General features: G+C 35.4%; 13 protein-coding genes and 1 other annotated feature. Of the genes, 3 read left to right on the top strand and 10 right to left on the bottom strand.

Annotated elements, in window-relative coordinates; translation table 11 throughout:
* Window positions 1-59 precede the first annotated feature (59 nt).
* From aspS to GMD78_RS01155, 3 genes are all read right to left on the bottom strand, one after another.
* Window positions 60-1829, bottom strand: a complete 1770-nt coding sequence (gene aspS / locus GMD78_RS01165; protein WP_155666318.1) for an aspartate--tRNA ligase — start codon at window positions 1827-1829, stop codon at window positions 60-62.
* Window positions 1822-3111, bottom strand: a complete 1290-nt coding sequence (hisS, locus tag GMD78_RS01160; protein ID WP_155666316.1) for a histidine--tRNA ligase — start codon at window positions 3109-3111, stop codon at window positions 1822-1824. Before hisS ends, aspS begins: the two co-directional genes overlap by 8 nt.
* A 64-nt stretch (window positions 3112-3175) precedes the next feature.
* Window positions 3176-3392: a binding site (T-box leader), on the bottom strand.
* Window positions 3393-3452: 60 nt separating this feature from the next.
* Window positions 3453-3626 carry a hypothetical protein gene (locus tag GMD78_RS01155; RefSeq protein WP_155666314.1) on the bottom strand — a complete coding sequence of 58 codons (174 nt, stop codon included), beginning with the start codon at window positions 3624-3626 and terminating at the stop codon, window positions 3453-3455.
* Between the two features lie 123 nt (window positions 3627-3749).
* On the opposite strand from GMD78_RS01155, the gene GMD78_RS01150 reads away from it, so the two are divergent.
* Window positions 3750-4799, top strand: coding sequence for an N-acetylmuramoyl-L-alanine amidase family protein (locus tag GMD78_RS01150; protein WP_246187534.1), 1050 nt, complete (start codon window positions 3750-3752; stop codon window positions 4797-4799).
* A gap of 321 nt (window positions 4800-5120) precedes the next feature.
* Here GMD78_RS01150 and dtd read toward each other — a convergent pair whose 3' ends face one another.
* The 7 genes from dtd to GMD78_RS01115 form a co-directional block, all read right to left on the bottom strand.
* On the bottom strand, window positions 5121-5567 hold the full coding sequence (gene dtd / locus GMD78_RS01145) for a D-aminoacyl-tRNA deacylase (protein WP_155666310.1): 447 nt from the start codon (window positions 5565-5567) through the stop codon (window positions 5121-5123).
* A gap of 14 nt (window positions 5568-5581) precedes the next feature.
* Complete coding sequence (locus GMD78_RS01140) at window positions 5582-7780, bottom strand: RelA/SpoT family protein (protein ID WP_155666917.1); 2199 nt, start codon at window positions 7778-7780, stop codon at window positions 5582-5584.
* 139 nt (window positions 7781-7919) lie between these two features.
* A complete protein-coding gene (locus tag GMD78_RS01135; protein WP_155666308.1) occupies window positions 7920-8432 on the bottom strand; it encodes an adenine phosphoribosyltransferase in 513 nt (170 codons plus the stop codon).
* On the bottom strand, window positions 8422-10761 hold the full coding sequence (gene recJ / locus GMD78_RS01130) for a single-stranded-DNA-specific exonuclease RecJ (protein ID WP_155666306.1): 2340 nt from the start codon (window positions 10759-10761) through the stop codon (window positions 8422-8424). The genes GMD78_RS01135 and recJ overlap by 11 nt, the downstream gene beginning before the upstream one ends.
* A gap of 66 nt (window positions 10762-10827) precedes the next feature.
* Entirely contained in the window at window positions 10828-11154 is a 327-nt protein-coding gene (locus tag GMD78_RS01125; RefSeq protein ID WP_155666304.1) for a LapA family protein, read from the bottom strand.
* A gap of 262 nt (window positions 11155-11416) precedes the next feature.
* On the bottom strand, window positions 11417-13696 hold the full coding sequence (gene secDF, locus GMD78_RS01120; RefSeq protein WP_155666303.1) for a protein translocase subunit SecDF: 2280 nt from the start codon (window positions 13694-13696) through the stop codon (window positions 11417-11419).
* A gap of 48 nt (window positions 13697-13744) precedes the next feature.
* On the bottom strand, window positions 13745-14041 hold the full coding sequence (locus GMD78_RS01115) for a post-transcriptional regulator (RefSeq protein WP_155666301.1): 297 nt from the start codon (window positions 14039-14041) through the stop codon (window positions 13745-13747).
* A 120-nt stretch (window positions 14042-14161) separates the two neighbouring features.
* Between GMD78_RS01115 and spoVB the strand changes: the two genes are divergently transcribed.
* Window positions 14162-15712, top strand: a complete 1551-nt coding sequence (gene spoVB, locus GMD78_RS01110) for a stage V sporulation protein B (RefSeq protein WP_155666299.1) — start codon at window positions 14162-14164, stop codon at window positions 15710-15712.
* Window positions 15713-16080: 368 nt separating this feature from the next.
* Window positions 16081-16464 carry a TIGR04086 family membrane protein gene (locus tag GMD78_RS01105; RefSeq protein WP_155666297.1) on the top strand — a complete coding sequence of 128 codons (384 nt, stop codon included), beginning with the start codon at window positions 16081-16083 and terminating at the stop codon, window positions 16462-16464.
* The last annotated feature ends 28 nt before the right edge of the window (window positions 16465-16492 follow it).

Below are 16492 nucleotides of genomic sequence, written 5' to 3'. Positions count from 1 at the left end.
ATAAAGCCCCGTATGAATTATTCATTACAAATGTTACAACTTATAAACAAATCTCTAAATTACTCATATTTACTATTTACTTGGATAGCTAGTTCAGTCAGTTGTGCGTCACTAACTTCATCCGGTGCGTTTGTGAGTAAGTCAGAAGCAGATGCAGTTTTAGGGAATAAAATGGTATCACGTAAATTCGATCTTCCTGCTAGTAACATAACAATTCGATCCAACCCTAAAGCTATTCCTCCATGTGGTGGTGCACCATATTCTAATGCATCCAATAAGAAACCAAACTGCTCTTCTGCCTGTTCCTTCGAAAATCCTAACACTTCAAACATTTTATCTTGTTGCTCTCGTTTATAGATCCGTAATGATCCACCACCAAGCTCATACCCATTTAAGACAAGATCATAGGCAATAGCACGAACACTTCCTGGATCAGTTGATAATTTTTCTACATCTTCTTCTACTGGCATGGTAAACGGATGATGTGCAGCTGTATAACGACCTAACGATTCATCATATTCTAGTAACGGCCAGTCTGTAACCCATAGGAAATTAAATTTAGATTCATCAATTAAATTCAAATCTTTTCCTAATTTTAGTCGGAGAGCACCTAAACTATCGTATACAATCGATGTTTTATCTGCTCCAAATAATAATAAGTCACCATCTTTAGCATTTGCTCTTTCCATTAATCCAGCTTTTTCTTCGTCAGTAATGAACTTAGCAATAGGTCCCTTTAAGTCATCACCTTCCACCTTAAGCCAAGCTAATCCCTTTGCACCATACACTTTTACAAAATCAGTTAACTTATCAATATCCTTACGAGAGTAATTATTTGCCTGCCCTTCTACATTCAACAGACAAACCGTTCCGCCAGATTCGAGTGCGCCTTGGAAAACTTTAAAAGTAGAATTAACAACAATATCAGAAACATGTATTAGTTCTAAACCAAATCTAGTATCGGGTTTATCTGATCCATATCGTTCCATTGCTTCCTTATAAGGCATTCGTTGTAATGGCAATTCTAAATCGATACCTTTTACTTCTTTCATCACTCGTTCCATCATCTTTTCAGTCATTTCCATGATTTCATCACTAGACAAAAACGATGTTTCAATATCGATTTGAGTAAATTCTGGCTGCCGATCTGCTCGTAAGTCTTCATCACGGAAACAGCGAGCTATTTGATAATACTTTTCAAAGCCACCCATCATGATTAATTGCTTAAACAATTGTGGTGACTGTGGTAATGCATAAAATTCACCTGGATGTACTCGACTAGGAACAAGGTAATCACGTGCACCTTCTGGAGTACTTTTCGTTAAAATTGGTGTTTCCATTTCTAAGTAGCCATCTTCATTTAGAAAATTACGTACAGATTGAGTTATCTGATGACGCATTTTAAATGTATGTTGTAAAGGACTCCTTCGTAAATCCATGTAACGATATTTTAGTCTTAAATCCTCTGCTACATCAGACTCATCCTGGATCAGGAACGGAGGGTTTTTGGCTTTATTTAGTACACTTACCTCTGAAGCAAATACTTCAATATTCCCTGTTTCCATAGAAGGATTAACTGTGCTCTCATCCCTTTTGACAACCTTTCCTTTAACTTCAAGGACATATTCACTACGTACAGATTCTGCAATTTCCAAAGCATCCCTCGAAAAATCAGGATTAAAAACAATTTGAACAATTCCTGATCGATCTCGTAAATCAATAAAGATTAATCCACCTAGATCTCGGCGTTTTTGCACCCAGCCTTTTAGCAATACTGTAGATTCTATGTCTGTTTCTCGAATAGTACCAGCTAACTTTCGTTTATTCATGTCCTTTTCCTCCTAGAAGCTTTTTCTGCATTGCTTCACCAATATCATGTAAAGAAACTTCAGATTGCTCGCCCGTTTCCATTTCTTTCATATTTATAACTTGTTTTTGTAGCTCGTCCTCACCAAGTATGAGGACATATTTTGAGCGATAACGATCAGCTGCTTTAAATTGTGCCTTCATTTTTCGACCTTGGTAGTCCATATCAATCTGTATACCACTATTACGTAATTCATGGACAAGTTTTACTGCTTGTTCCTTTGTTTCGTCTCCTACTGCAACCAAGTACACATCTAATTGCTCATCTATGTTTAATTCCTTGTCTTCGGCTTCGAGAGCCATAAGTAACCGTTCAATTCCCATTCCAAACCCAATTCCTGGAGTGTCTGGCCCACCAATCTCTTCAACCAGGCCATTATATCTTCCACCACCAGCTAGCGTTGTTATCGCTCCAAATCCTTCTGCCTCACTCATAATTTCAAAGGCAGTATGATTGTAGTAATCTAGACCACGAACTAAATTAGGATCAACTTCAAATTCAAGGCCCATCGTTGTCAAATATGCCTTGACTCGCTCAAAATAACTGCTTGATTCGTCATTTAAATAATCCAAAATAGATGGTGCTGTACTCATGGAAGGATGTTCTCTATCCTTTTTACAATCCAGAATTCGCATTGGATTTTGGTTTAATCTACTCTGACAATCATGACAAAGCTCTTCTTTGTGTGGTGTAAAATGTTTAACTAAAGCCTCACGATAATTAGTACGACTCTCCTGATCCCCTAATGAGTTAATAACTAATTTTAATGAATTTAAACCCAATTCTTTATATACAGTCATTGCAAGGTCAATTACTTCTGCATCAACTGCTGGATCTGCACTACCTAGAACCTCTACACCAAATTGGTTTAGCTGTCGCATTCTCCCTTGCTGCGGGCGTTCGTAACGAAACATTTGCATGAAATAAAATAACTTAACAGGTTGATTTGCATCCCCATATAATTTATTTTGCACAAATGCTCGTGCAACAGATGCTGTTCCTTCAGGACGGAGTGTTAAGCTTCTCCCACCTCTGTCTTCAAATGTATACATTTCCTTTTGAACGATATCTGTTGAATCACCAACTCCTCGTTGGAATAGTTCCGTATGTTCAAATAATGGTGTACGAATTTCATTATAATGATATCGATCGCAAATATTCTTAATTCTATTCTCTACATACTGCCATTTCTTTGCCTCACCAGGTAAAACATCTGCTGTACCTCTTGGAGCTTTTATATTCATTGCTCTAACCCCCACTTTTTAATATATGTACCTGAAAATATAAAAAACTCCCGTCCCCTAAATAATAAGGGACGAGAGTTACCCGCGTTGCCACCCTAGTTGATGCATCTATGCATCCGCTCTTCACAGTTAACGCCTGCAAAACGTCCATATCTACTTAAGGTTCAATACGGATCCTCAGGAGTGTCTTTCATTAGAGCATCATGTAAAATGTTTTCAGCCAATGACATTTTTTCTCTTTCCAGATGACATCTAACTACTTTTTCCTTCATTGGTTCATCTATATTATCCGATTTAATACATTTGAATGACTATTATCTTAATGTTTCTAGGATTGATTGTCAAGTACGATTTATTTTTTTCTTTAAAGATTTCACTTCCCCTAATGATATCCCCAATTCTTGAGCAATTTCCATATGATTGGAAGACTCTTCTAACTCTACAAAACGGTGAAAATTTACACCGAAAATATCTTTATTATTTTTTGAAGACCATTGCTTTTCATTAAATCGCACGTCAATTCCTCCTTCTAATGATAATAGTTTTGCCTAATTGGAATTTTTTTATTAAAATAAAAAGAGAATTTGATGCGAAAATATTACCAAGTGACATCGAAAGTGAGAACAGGAGGAACTCTATTGCAACGTAAAATTAAATTGCTCATAGCAATGGGTGTGATATTATTCATACTTCCCATTAATCAAATTGTTTACGCAAATGAAGCAATCATTAATGTAGATAATTTAAATGTTCGAAGTGGACCAGGAACAAACTTTGGGGTTGTAGGTCAAATACATACTGATGAAACGTATAAAATTATTCAAATAGACGATGAATGGGTTGAAATTCAATTAGAAACTGGCACTGGTTGGGTAAGTAGAGAATTTATAACCACCAAAGGCGATCAAGAAGAAACCTCTCCATCAATTCCGATAGAAGGAGAGAAATCAATAGAAATCGTATTTGAAAATACACAAATTCGTAATGGACCGTCTACCGATTACGATATTATTGATTTTGTTAATAAGGGAACAAAATTAAATGTTGTAGCAGAAACTGAAGATTGGTATCAAATTGAGAATGATTCAGTAGAAGGTTATGTCCTTAAAAAACTGGTGGACAAGCAGGATGTTATATCAAGTGGCTTCGAGGATAAAACCATTGTGATTGATGCTGGACATGGTGGAAGAGATGTTGGAGCTATTGGTGTAAACGAAACGTATGAGAAGAATTTAACTTATAAAACAGCTCAGGAATTAGCTCAAGAACTTACCCAGTTAGGGGCAGAAGTAATTTTAACTAGAAGTGCAGATGAATATATATTTTTGAGTAGTAGATCTGCTATATCAAATAATTTAAGTACGGATGCTTTTATTAGCATTCATTATGACAGTATACCAGAGTTACCAAGCGTTTCAGGGATCTCTACGTATTACTATCACGATCAAAACGAAGAGCTTGCAAAATACATTCAGCAGGGGGTTATAAAAGAAACTGGAGCAAATGATCGTAAAGCAAGTCATGGAGACTACCAAGTTCTTCGCCAAAATTATAAACCTGCCGTATTAATGGAGTTAGGGTTCATGTCTAACTCTGAGGAAGAGCTTCTCTTATTAACGAACGCATATCAAAAGAAGATCGTGTCTGGGATTATCGAGGGATTAGGAAAATACTTCGCTAATAATTAACTGTTAGTGAGCAAATAAAAATTTGAAAAATCCATAGTCTTGCTTCAATCTAGGGATTTTTTGAAAATAACGGAATGAGGATTCATTAAAACCAGTGAAGTGGATCCCTATTCCGTTATTAAAATAGCTCCCTTACTGGTACCTTGCACGTGGCAAAGTAGACACTGTAAAAAAGACAATATGGAGCATCGAACAGATGTCGCCCTTGTACTGGAAGTTAAAGCGACTGACCGCAGCCTTGCTATTACTTTATCTATAAGAATAACTTAAAGAAATGAAAGCAAATAAAAAACGGTGTCCAAATAAAATGGACACCGTTTTTTATTTATCTTGGCTATCTATTATGAGCGTAACAGGTCCATCATTAGTTAATTGAACATCCATCATAGCTCCAAATTCGCCAGTTTCAACATGAATTCCCTCATTTGCTACAAGTTCATTAAATTTTTCATATAAATCATTTGCGATTTTAGGTTTTGCAGCTTGAAGGAAATTAGGTCTTCTTCCTTTACGAGTATCACCATATAACGTAAATTGCGATATCGATAGTACACTACCACCAACATCTTTTAATGATAAATTCATTTTTTCATTTTCATCTTCAAACACTCGTAAATGTACTAGTTTATTTGCGATATATTTTGCATCTTCAATTGTATCTTCATGTGTTACACCTAGTAGAACAACAAAACCATGTTCTACTTGTCCAACTACTTGACCTTCAACAGTAACACTAGCATCTCTCGCTCGTTGTATAACTGCTTTCATTACGTAAAACTCCTTTATTGCACCGTACGTGTTACGGAGTAAATATCTTTTATCTGTTTAATTCGTTCAACAATTTTTCGTAAATGATCTGTATTGTGGATTAAAATAGTAATTTGAATTACAGCCATCTTATTACGATCCGACCGCCCATTAACATGGGTAATATTGGTTTTCGTCTCATTTACAGCTTGTAACACTTCATTTAGTAATCCTCTTCGATCATATCCTGATATTTCTAAATCAACATGATATTGTTTTTGTGTTTGATGTTTTTCCCATTCTACATGTAAATGTCTTTGTTTTGCTTCCTCTGTTTGGATATTTGGACAATCCTCCCGGTGAACAGAAACACCTCGTCCTTTTGTAATGTACCCTACAATTTCATCTCCGGGTACAGGACTACAGCATTTGGAGAGTCTAACTAATAAATTATCGACACCCTCAACTTTAACACCAGAATCCTTTTTATGTGCCTTCTTCTCTTTTGCATCGTTATTAACTTCCTCGATCGTTTGAGCAAGATCCTGTTCCTTTTGTCTTGTTTGTCGAATTTTATCCGTTAAGCGCGTAGCAATAAGTGCTGCAGTAATCCCTTGATAACCAACCGCTGCGTACATATCTTCTGCATTTACAAAATTGAATCTTTCATATACTCGTTTTAAATTCTCTTCTGTCATAACATCCTTAGGTTCAATCCCTAAAGCACGAATCTCTTTATCAACAAGCTCTTTTCCTTTACTTATGTTCTCTTCTCTACGTTGCTTTTTAAAGAACTGTCTAATTTTATTTTTAGCTTGTGATGTTTGTGTAATCTTCAACCAATCCTGTGACGGTCCATAGGAATGCTTCGAAGTCATCACTTCAACAATATCGCCATTCTTCAACTCATAATCTAGTGGCTCCATTTTCCCATTCACCTTAGCACCTATGGTTTGATTCCCTATTTCTGTATGAATTCGGTAAGCAAAATCAAGAGGTACTGAACCAGAAGGAAGTTCAATCACATCACCCTTTGGTGTAAATACATAAACCATATCGGAAAATAAATCAATTTTTAGCGATTCAATAAATTCTTCAGCATCGTGAGTTTCCGTTTGCCATTCCAAGATTTCGCGGAACCACGTAAGCTTTTCTTCAAACGATTTTTTTCCTGTCTGAATCTGTTTTCCTTCTTTATATGCCCAATGGGCGGCAATTCCGTATTCAGCAATTTCATGCATTTCCTTGGTCCGAATTTGTACTTCTAAAGGATCCCCTTTCGGACCTATTACGGTTGTGTGTAAGGATTGATAAAGATTAGGTTTTGGCATTGCTATATAATCTTTGAATCTGCCAGGCATTGGTTTCCAACACGTATGAATGATACCTAGAACTGCATAGCAATCTTTAATACTATCGACAATTACTCGAACAGCTAATAAATCATAAATTTCGTTAAATTGCTTGTTTTGTTCCGACATTTTACGATAAATACTATATAAGTGCTTTGGTCTGCCAGATAATTCTGCCTTTATATTTACATCTTCTAATTGTTTTGTTACCTCTTCTATTACTTCCTCAATATTCGTTTCACGTTCATTTCTCTTTTGCTTCATCAATTGAACGATCCTGTAATACTGTTGTGGGTTTAAATAACGTAAGGCAGTGTCTTCAAGTTCCCATTTAATCGTGGAAATACCCAATCGATGAGCTAGAGGAGCAAATATCTCCAACGTCTCATTGGCTTTAATCCGTTGCTTTTCAGGAGGTAGATGCTTTAACGTACGCATGTTATGCAGGCGATCGGCAAGCTTAATTAATATGACTCGAATATCCTTTGCCATAGCAACAAACATCTTCCGATGATTTTCAGCCTGTTGTGCTTCTTTTGACTTATACTTTATTTTCCCTAGCTTCGTAACACCATCTACGAGCATAGCCACTTCTTTACTAAATTCTTCTTCTAAATCTTCTAACGTTACTTCTGTATCTTCAACAACATCATGCAAAAAACCACTTGCAATGGTTACAGGGTCCATTTTTAATTCGACTAAAATACCAGCAACTTGTACAGGATGGATGATATAGGCTTCACCTGATTTACGATACTGGTCCTTATGTGCTTGCTTTGCAAACTCATATGCACGCTGAATAAAAGCAATGTCATCTGCTGAGAGATACTTACTAGCTTTTTCTATTAAATTTTCAATTGTCATCACGCCATCTTTTGCCATATAATCACCTTTATCCTGCATGTTACTTAATAGTATCGAAAAATTTTAATAAAATGTAAAGAGAAAAACATTAAAATACAGATTATATTATCTATTAGAATAGGTCTGGTGAATATTTTCCACCAGACCTTTAGGACATTTAGTATTTCATTAATGTTAGTACATCATATCCTTCAAGTTTATCTCGTCCATCTAAATAAGTAAGTTCAATCAAGAATGCACAACCCACAACGACTCCACCAAGTTCCTCTACTAGTTTAATGGTTGCTTCAATCGTACCTCCTGTTGCTAATAAATCATCTGTTATAAGCACGCGTTGCCCAGGCTTAATAGCATCTTTATGAATTGTTAAAACATTTTTACCATATTCTAAACCATAATCCACTTTTATTACCTCACGTGGAAGTTTACCTTCCTTACGTACTGGAGCAAAACCAACCTCTAATGCATACGAAACTGGACATCCAATAATAAAACCCCGCGCCTCAGGTCCTACTACAATATCAATATCCTTTTCTTTGGCATATTGTACAATTTCATCAACTGCTGATTTAAAGGCCTTACCATTATCCATTAAAGGGGTAATATCTTTAAATTGTATACCTTCTTTTGGCCAATCTTCAACAATTTTAATATATTTTTTATAATCCATACGTGAGTTCCTCCTTAAGACGTTCACTATCCATATAGGTAATCGTGCTTTGGAACCAATTATATAATTCCTGATAGGTTGAATAGTATAAAGTCTTTTCAATATGTGCTTTATTAATCCGTTCTTGATATAAGTTTGATTCCTGTAGATCTTTTTTTACAGGTGCTGAATTCAGTTGAATAACTCCATTCTCTATCTTAACAAATTCCAACTCAAAAAACACTTTCGAAATAAATACTACCTGATCTTTTTTCCAGCCCTTAGCATCCATGATTAATTGTAACTCTGTATTTAAATCGATTTGCTTTCGTTTATAAAGCAAAGCATAGAACCATTTAAAATCATCACGAGTTGGCATAGGAGATAAATAAGAGCTATTTTCCACATAGAAACAAACATGAATGTTTACTGGTTGAACCTGATTAATAATTTCTTTTAAGTGAGCAAGATTTGTTGGGAGATCATAAATATATAATACGTCTGCCCGTTCAATAGTTTCTAGTGGTGTATGATAAGTAATCTGTTTCATTGTTTCTGATACATTCTTTTCTTCTATTTCTTTGTTACTTAATAAAACATGACGCTCATGATTACTAAAATAAGGAGCAGCATCAAATTGTTTTTTTCCTCTGTGATCAAATAATTGCCACTCATTTATACTCATATCTTGTAATACTAGCTGTGGTTTTTTTATTCCATTCCATTCATTAATTCCTAATTCTCCAACTACAGATACTTCTGTTTGCGGAGAAATACGGTGGTATAAGTCTCCCATTCCAAATCCAATTCCTTCGATTACCTTATCATTCTCTTTAAAATGAATCTTCAGGTGGTTCTTCATGGAACCTAGTTGACGAATGTCACTCGGTGTATGTTTCAAATGGAAAATGGGTTTTGGATTAGCCATACCGAATGGTGCTAACTGATCTATTTCAGAAACTAATTCTTCATTTATTTCTGGTACACAAATAGTTTTACTAATAGCAATCTCTTGTTTAAAATCATCAGCAGTCAACTGATCTTTTATCAGTTGATTTAATTCTTGTTCTATCTTCCCTACATGATCTAATGGTAATGTCATACCAGCAGCCTGTGAATGACCTCCAAAATGTGTAAAGTATGATCTCATTTTCATACAGTTTTGAAATAGGTCAAAAGCTGGAATACTTCGGGCAGAACCTTTAGCAGTTTGTTTTTCCTCATTGATAGCTAATACAATTGCTGGACGATCGTATTTTTTTACTAGTCTAGAGGCAACAATGCCTAGTACGCCTTCATTCCATCCCGACTTAGCAACGACAATGACTGAATGGTGGTCTTGTAAATCTACCATGGCTTCTGCTTCTTTTACAATCGATGCTACGATTTGTTGGCGCTCCTGGTTCAATTCATTAACTACCTCTGCCAACTCCTCTGCTTCAGCCTGATCCTCAGTCAACAATAATTGAACAGCTAAATCTGCGTCCTGTAATCTCCCAACAGCATTTAGTCTTGGACCGATTAGAAAACCAATATCCTGCTCATTAATGGCTCCTTCAATTTTACATTGACTCATTAATGCTTTTAAGCCAAGCCGCTTCGTGTCTGATAATTTTCGCAATCCATAATACGTTAGAATTCGATTTTCATCAATTAATGGTACCAAATCCGCTACCGTCCCAATTGCTACTAAATCCAACAAGTGTTCAGGAAAATATCCTAACAGGTGTTGAGAGAATTTAAATGCAACACCTACCCCAGCAAGTTCTTTAAAGGGATATTCAGGTGATAACTTAGGATGTAAAATTGCGTATGCATCTGGCAATTCTTCCTGGGGCTCATGGTGGTCCGTAATAATAAGGTCAATCCCTAATTGTTTAGCCACTTCTGCTTCATATACAGAAGCTATCCCAGTATCTACCGTTATTATAACCGAATAACCATCTTCAAATGCTTGTTGAAAAGCAGCTTCATTTGGTCCATAGCCTTCCGTAAATCGATTCGGAATATAGTAATCACAATTTGCACCAAGCTCTCGTAGGGTCTTTAGTAAAACCGTAGTAGAGCTTACACCGTCAGCATCATAATCACCATAAACAAGTATTTTTTCTTGCTGTTCAATAGCTGTATGTACACGTGTACTAGCTTTTTCTATGGCTTGAAACGAACGTGGGTCAAATAAGTTTTCTAGTTTTGGAGATATAAAATCCTGAGCTTCCTGTATAGTAGAAATACCTCTTTGTATAAGTAATTCCTTCATCACGGGGGATAAATTACTAGAATCATCCATCCATTGTGTTGTCTCATTTGATATCGTCTTAAATTTCCAATTAGACTTACTTTGTAACATAAATTCACCCCTGACTAATCTATTATACCGAATAGAGTCAGGGGTAGCAATGTGAAAACAATTATTTTAATTATCTAATTCATCTAAGTCTATCGATGTTTCCTCATCTTTTTCAAAAGGAGATAATCCATTTTCCTTTAAAATATTGTTCATTTTTTCATTCTGTAGCTTTAACTTTTTCAATTCACGCTGCATCCGAAACATTTTCACCATACCAACAGCAGCAGTAATTACCCCTCCCATTAATACAGAAAATAAAATAACTAAAATTAGTGGGGATTCACCTGACCAAAATAAATAATTCACTTCAACAGGTGCAACATTCGTTACAGCAAAAACAGCAACAATAATAACAAATATTATAGCTAAAATGACATACGATTGTCCTCTCATTCTAAAACTCCTTTTCTCTTAAAAATAGCCTGTCTATAATCTACCCGTAATTAGATTTAAGTAATCATATTAGAAAAACTTGGCTTTTGCTGAAGGGATTCTTGAAAAGAGTTCATTGATTTTTTAGTAACCCTGATACTTTTTGAGTACAAACCTTTATAGCAAATGCCTTAGTCACACTTATGTAGCATCGGAAAGCTTATAATTGCACATCTGTAAAAAGAGGCTACCCAAAAAATCCTAGGGTAACCCTCTTTCCTATTTAAACCTGTGGTCCCTCAACTCTTTTCTTCTTCCTAAAATCAACAGGTTTGTCTTTTAGCATTTTTCCACGCCATACTAACCAAATTTGTGTAGCCAGGAATAATGATGAATAGGTTCCAGCCATAAGTCCAACTGCTAAAGCAATTGCAAATCCTGTGATTGGTTCTGCTCCTAAGAATAAGAAGGCTAGTACAGCAATCAATGTTGTTATCGTTGTATTAACCGTTCTAGTCATGGTTTGTACAATACTCTTATTCACAATAGAGGAGAGTTCCTTAAATGACTTAACCGCCTTTTTCCTACGTTGAATATTCTCACGGATTCGATCAAAGGTTACAATCGTTGCATTAATCGAGTATCCGATAATGGTAAGAATTGCAGCAACAATTGTTACATCAAACTCTATTCTAGTGATACTGAATACAGCTAGTGTAATAAACACATCATGCAATAATGCAATAATCGTTGTAATTGCAAAGAAAAACTCAAATCTTAGTGCAACATAAATGATCATCCCAATCGAGGCAATTCCAAGTGCATATAATGCATTTTTTACTAGTTCTTGTCCAACGATTGGTGAAACAACACTAACATTTGGATCATGTCCATACTTTTCATTGAAATAACGATTCAATTCATTAATTTTTTCGTCTTCAATCTCTACATCATAGCGAACTACTGCAAGCTCATTATTTTCACCAGACAAGACTACGGATCTTGGTTCAAGACCAATCTCTGTAAGCCCCTCTTCAATCTCTTCCGTAGTTAAGCTAGTGTCTGCCATGATTTCTACTCTTGAACCACTTGTGAAATCAATACCTGGGTTTAATTTCAACACGATAAATGAAAGTGTACCTAAAATAACAAGGATCGATGTTACTACAAAAAACTTTTTACGATACTGTACAATATTAAATTCTCGATTAAGAAATTTCGGCTCAATTTCTGTATCATCACTTATATCTTTAATATCTTCTTTCTTAACACCAAACCATGTTGGTCGTTCTTTTAAGAACTTCACTCTAATCCACAATTGTAGGAGTAATCTCGTACCATAAACTGCAGTTATGAAACTGATTACTATACTAAGAATTAACATCGTTGCAAACCCTTTTACAGAGCTTGTTCCAAATATAAATAGTACAGATGCAGCTAATAAGGTCGTAATATTTGCATCAACAATAGCACGTAAGGAATTACTTGTACCTGCCTTAAACGCAGCAAATAACGATTTGCCTTCTCGTAGTTCTTCCTTAATACGTTCAAACGTAATAACATTCGCGTCGACCGCCATACCTACACCCAATATTAAGGCAGCAATACCTGGCAATGTTAATACACCATTCATCAATTTAAACACTACTAAAACCAAGAATATATAGATACTTAAGTTAACAACTGAAATGGCACCTGGAAAACGGTAGACCACAATCATAAAGATAAAGATAAATCCAATTCCGACAAAAGCAGCAAATACCGTTTGGTTTAATGCTTGCTCACCAAACTGTGCACCAACTGAAGTCGAGAATATTTCATTCATATGTACTGGTAAGGAACCAGAATTAATTATATCTGCTAGATATTGAGCAGACTCAACGGTGAAATTCCCCGAAATTTGAACATTGGTAGTCATTAATGGTTCTTCTACACCTGGAGCTGACACAAATTTTGGATCTTCTTTTTGAACTTCTTCTGCAAAAGAATCTCCTTCTTGGTAATCCATCCAAATAACAAGAAGATCCTCTCTATCAGGATATGGTGCTAATGGATCAAATTTTTCAGCTAGATCCGTTGTTATCTCACCAAATTTAGATGCATCCTTTAATTGTAAGGTAACAATAGGACTATTGTTATTTGGATCGAAATCTTGCTTAGCACTACCTTCCTTTACATCTGAACCATCTAATAATTCATTATCATTTACATCACGAAATGAAAGTCTTGCAGATGTAGCTAACATTTCTCTTGCTTCTGATTGATTCTCTATACCAGCTAATTGAACTCGTATACGGTCTTCCCCTTCAATATCAATAGTTGCTTCACTAATTCCTAATCGATTCACTCGATCATTCAGGGTCTGTACGGTTGATTCTAATAAATCTCTCGTTACATCCTGTGATTCGTCAACAGGCTCTACCTCATATAACACTTCAAATCCGCCTTGAAGGTCCAAGCCTAAATTAATATCCTTTGCTATTCCTGTCACCGTTGATCCAATTGTAACAGCAAATGCTATTACAATTACAAAAAAGGCAACGATTCTGCCTCTATTCTTCATGTACTAGTTCCTCCTTTTTATCTCTATCTCTATCGAACCACTTTATTTTTAATTGTTGTTTTCACCTTTCGTCAGAGCAGCGATTGACGCCATTAAATCATCATCTTGATAGGCATTAACAGTTATGTAACTCATATAAATATTAGAGCCAAGGTGTAGAACATCTTGGACAACCTCGTGGATTCGTTTACTAGGATTCCCTTTCCATACCTTCTTTACTAAGCAATCCCATATATCTTCATTTGTTGCTTTTGAATAACCCATCATTTGAAATTCTAGTGCTTTACTCTCCAATACTGGATAAAGCAGCGACTTCCACTCTTCAACACTTTTTACAAGTTCCAAGATTATCCCCCCAATATACCTACAGCTTATTTTTGGTTAACTTGTCATGCTTGGCCCACTTCATTGCATATATATCATTGTATATGAAATTTTATTTTTTGAGAAGGCAGGTTGTCTATCTTGTCCAAACAAACTTTTTTACAAGGAACACTTATTTTAATTTTAGCAGGAATGATTACACGATTCCTCGGTTTTATTAATCGATTAGTAGTTGCGAGATTAATGGGTGAAGAGGGTGTTGGCCTATATATGATGGCTCTACCTACCCTTTTTTTAGTCATGACAATCACACAACTTGGACTACCTGTAGCGATTTCAAAGCGCGTTGCCGAAGCTGAAGCAAAAAATAATCCTGCAAAAGTGAAACAAATATTAATTGTATCTCTCATCATAACGGGTGTATCGAGTGTCTTCTTTACTTCAATTATGATATTTGCAGGGCCTTTTATTGCTACTACATTATTGACGGATGAGCGCACATTATACCCTCTTATAGCGATCAGTCCTATTATTCCAATTGTAGCAATTTCCTCGGTTTTGAGAGGATACTTTCAAGGCAAGCAAAATATGAAGCCACAGAGCTATGCACAAGTTCTAGAACAAATTATTAGAATTAGCTGTGTTGCATTGTTTGTGAATTGGCTACTTCCGTATGGTGTAGAATTTGCAGCTGCCGGGGCAATGTTTAGTGTGATTCTTGGTGAATTCGTTTCCCTTTGTTATATGATCTATCTCTTCAAACGAAAGAAAACGATTCGAATTAGATACCGGTTTTTTGCTTATTTGAAGTCTAGTAAAAATACTGTAAAGGAATTATTTTCTATAGCTCTACCAAGTACAGGAAGTCGAATGATTGGTTCCATATCTAATTTCTTGGAACCTATACTAGTTGCACAAAGTCTTGCTATTGCCGGAATATCTACCACTGTAGCTACAAAGCAGTACGGGGAGTTAACTGGTTATGTATTACCATTATTATTTTTACCAACATTCATTACAAATTCGTTATCGATTGCATTAGTCCCTTCTATCTCCGAAGCGGAGGCAAATTTAAATAAAAAATTAATCCATCACCGTATTCACCAATCGATACGAATTTCATTTGCATCTGGTGCAATCGCAACCATTGTTTTAACACTTTTTTCTGAACCAATTCTAACTTTCATGTATGGTTCAGCAAATGCTAGTAAATATTTAGTTCTTATGGCTCCATTATTTATATTACTTTATATACAAGCGCCTTTACAAGCGGCTTTACAGGCTTTAGATTTTGCTCGACCTGCTATGCGGAATAGTCTAATAGGAGCTGTTTGTAAACTAACTCTTCTATTCTTACTAGCTTCAAATGCGAATTTTGGAATGATGGGTGTTGCTATAGCAATGTCAGTTGGAGTTATTCTTGTAACGTTATTACATTTAGGTACCTTACAAAAATTAATTCAATTCTACATTCCAATAAAAGATATTACTAAAATGATTGTACTCTTATTTTTAACCTGGATTGTTGGAACCTTTCTCAAAAATATCTATCTATCAATGAATGCTAATATTTTAATGTTCCTTATCATTCTTATAATTTTACTGATTATTTATATTTTCTTCTTATTAATTTTAAAGTTTATTACGAAAGAAGAGTTAAAGCAAATCCCAATTATTCAAAAATGGGTCTAATATGTATATGTTCTTAGAAGAATAGTAGTATAAAATTCCCCACTCCTACACATAAGGTAATGGTTAAAAAGATTTGCAAATCCTAGTTTTTCGTCGCAATTTGTATAAACTCCGTAACAAATAATGGTTTTAGAATACATTTTATTGGCCAAGTAACTGCAAGGAGCTTGAACAGATGTCGCCCTTGTGCTGGAAGTGAAAGCGAAATGTGTTTACGAAGCGAGCAAAAGCTCTAATTCATCCATTTAAGTTACTTCACATTCCACATCAATTACTCACTAAGATTCATTATTTTCTAAAAAAACTCGTCTATTTTTATATGGACATGAATAAAATGACAGTAAATGGACAAACAGGAGGGAATACCTATGCAAAGCAAACAATTTGTTGCCTTAATGTATGGATGGATTGTCATATTTGGCTTAATCCTGGTCGCAAGCTTTTCGTTGGCATTATTGCTTCGCTTTTCTTCATTCAGCCAACCTGCACTTGATTGGGTTACATTAGTTGTTGGATTAATAACATTATTTCTTGGTGGACTCATCGCTGGTATGAAAGGAAAAGCTAAAGGTTGGATGATTGGAGCAATAACTGGAGCAGGGTTTACATTGTTTACATTTTTAGTTCAATACTTAGGTTATCAGCAGGCATTTTCTATAGAACAAATGATTCATCATATATTCTATATCTTAGCTGCTTTATTCGGCGGGGTTATCGGTGTAAATACCGTTACGGATGAAAATAATAATTAAAAGTAAAATGAGGCTTTCCATCGCTAAT

Source organism: Ornithinibacillus caprae (assembly GCF_009728145.1).
Classification (GTDB): Bacteria; Bacillota; Bacilli; order Bacillales; family Amphibacillaceae; genus Ornithinibacillus; species Ornithinibacillus caprae.
This window is presented reverse-complemented; position numbering and strand designations above follow the sequence as displayed.

What these genes read in the sequence shown, in the direction of transcription:
- aspS (WP_155666318.1), bottom strand. Translation starts at nt 1,829, where the DNA reads ATGAATAAACGAAAGTTAGCTGGTACTATTCGAGAAACAGACATAGAA.
- hisS (WP_155666316.1), bottom strand. Translation starts at nt 3,111, where the DNA reads ATGAATATAAAAGCTCCAAGAGGTACAGCAGATGTTTTACCTGGTGAG.
- dtd (WP_155666310.1), bottom strand. Translation starts at nt 5,567, where the DNA reads ATGAAAGCAGTTATACAACGAGCGAGAGATGCTAGTGTTACTGTTGAA.
- GMD78_RS01140 (WP_155666917.1), bottom strand. Translation starts at nt 7,780, where the DNA reads ATGGCAAAAGATGGCGTGATGACAATTGAAAATTTAATAGAAAAAGCT.
- GMD78_RS01135 (WP_155666308.1), bottom strand. Translation starts at nt 8,432, where the DNA reads ATGGATTATAAAAAATATATTAAAATTGTTGAAGATTGGCCAAAAGAA.
- recJ (WP_155666306.1), bottom strand. Translation starts at nt 10,761, where the DNA reads ATGTTACAAAGTAAGTCTAATTGGAAATTTAAGACGATATCAAATGAG.
- GMD78_RS01125 (WP_155666304.1), bottom strand. Translation starts at nt 11,154, where the DNA reads ATGAGAGGACAATCGTATGTCATTTTAGCTATAATATTTGTTATTATT.
- secDF (WP_155666303.1), bottom strand. Translation starts at nt 13,696, where the DNA reads ATGAAGAATAGAGGCAGAATCGTTGCCTTTTTTGTAATTGTAATAGCA.
- GMD78_RS01105 (WP_155666297.1), top strand. Translation starts at nt 16,081, where the DNA reads ATGCAAAGCAAACAATTTGTTGCCTTAATGTATGGATGGATTGTCATA.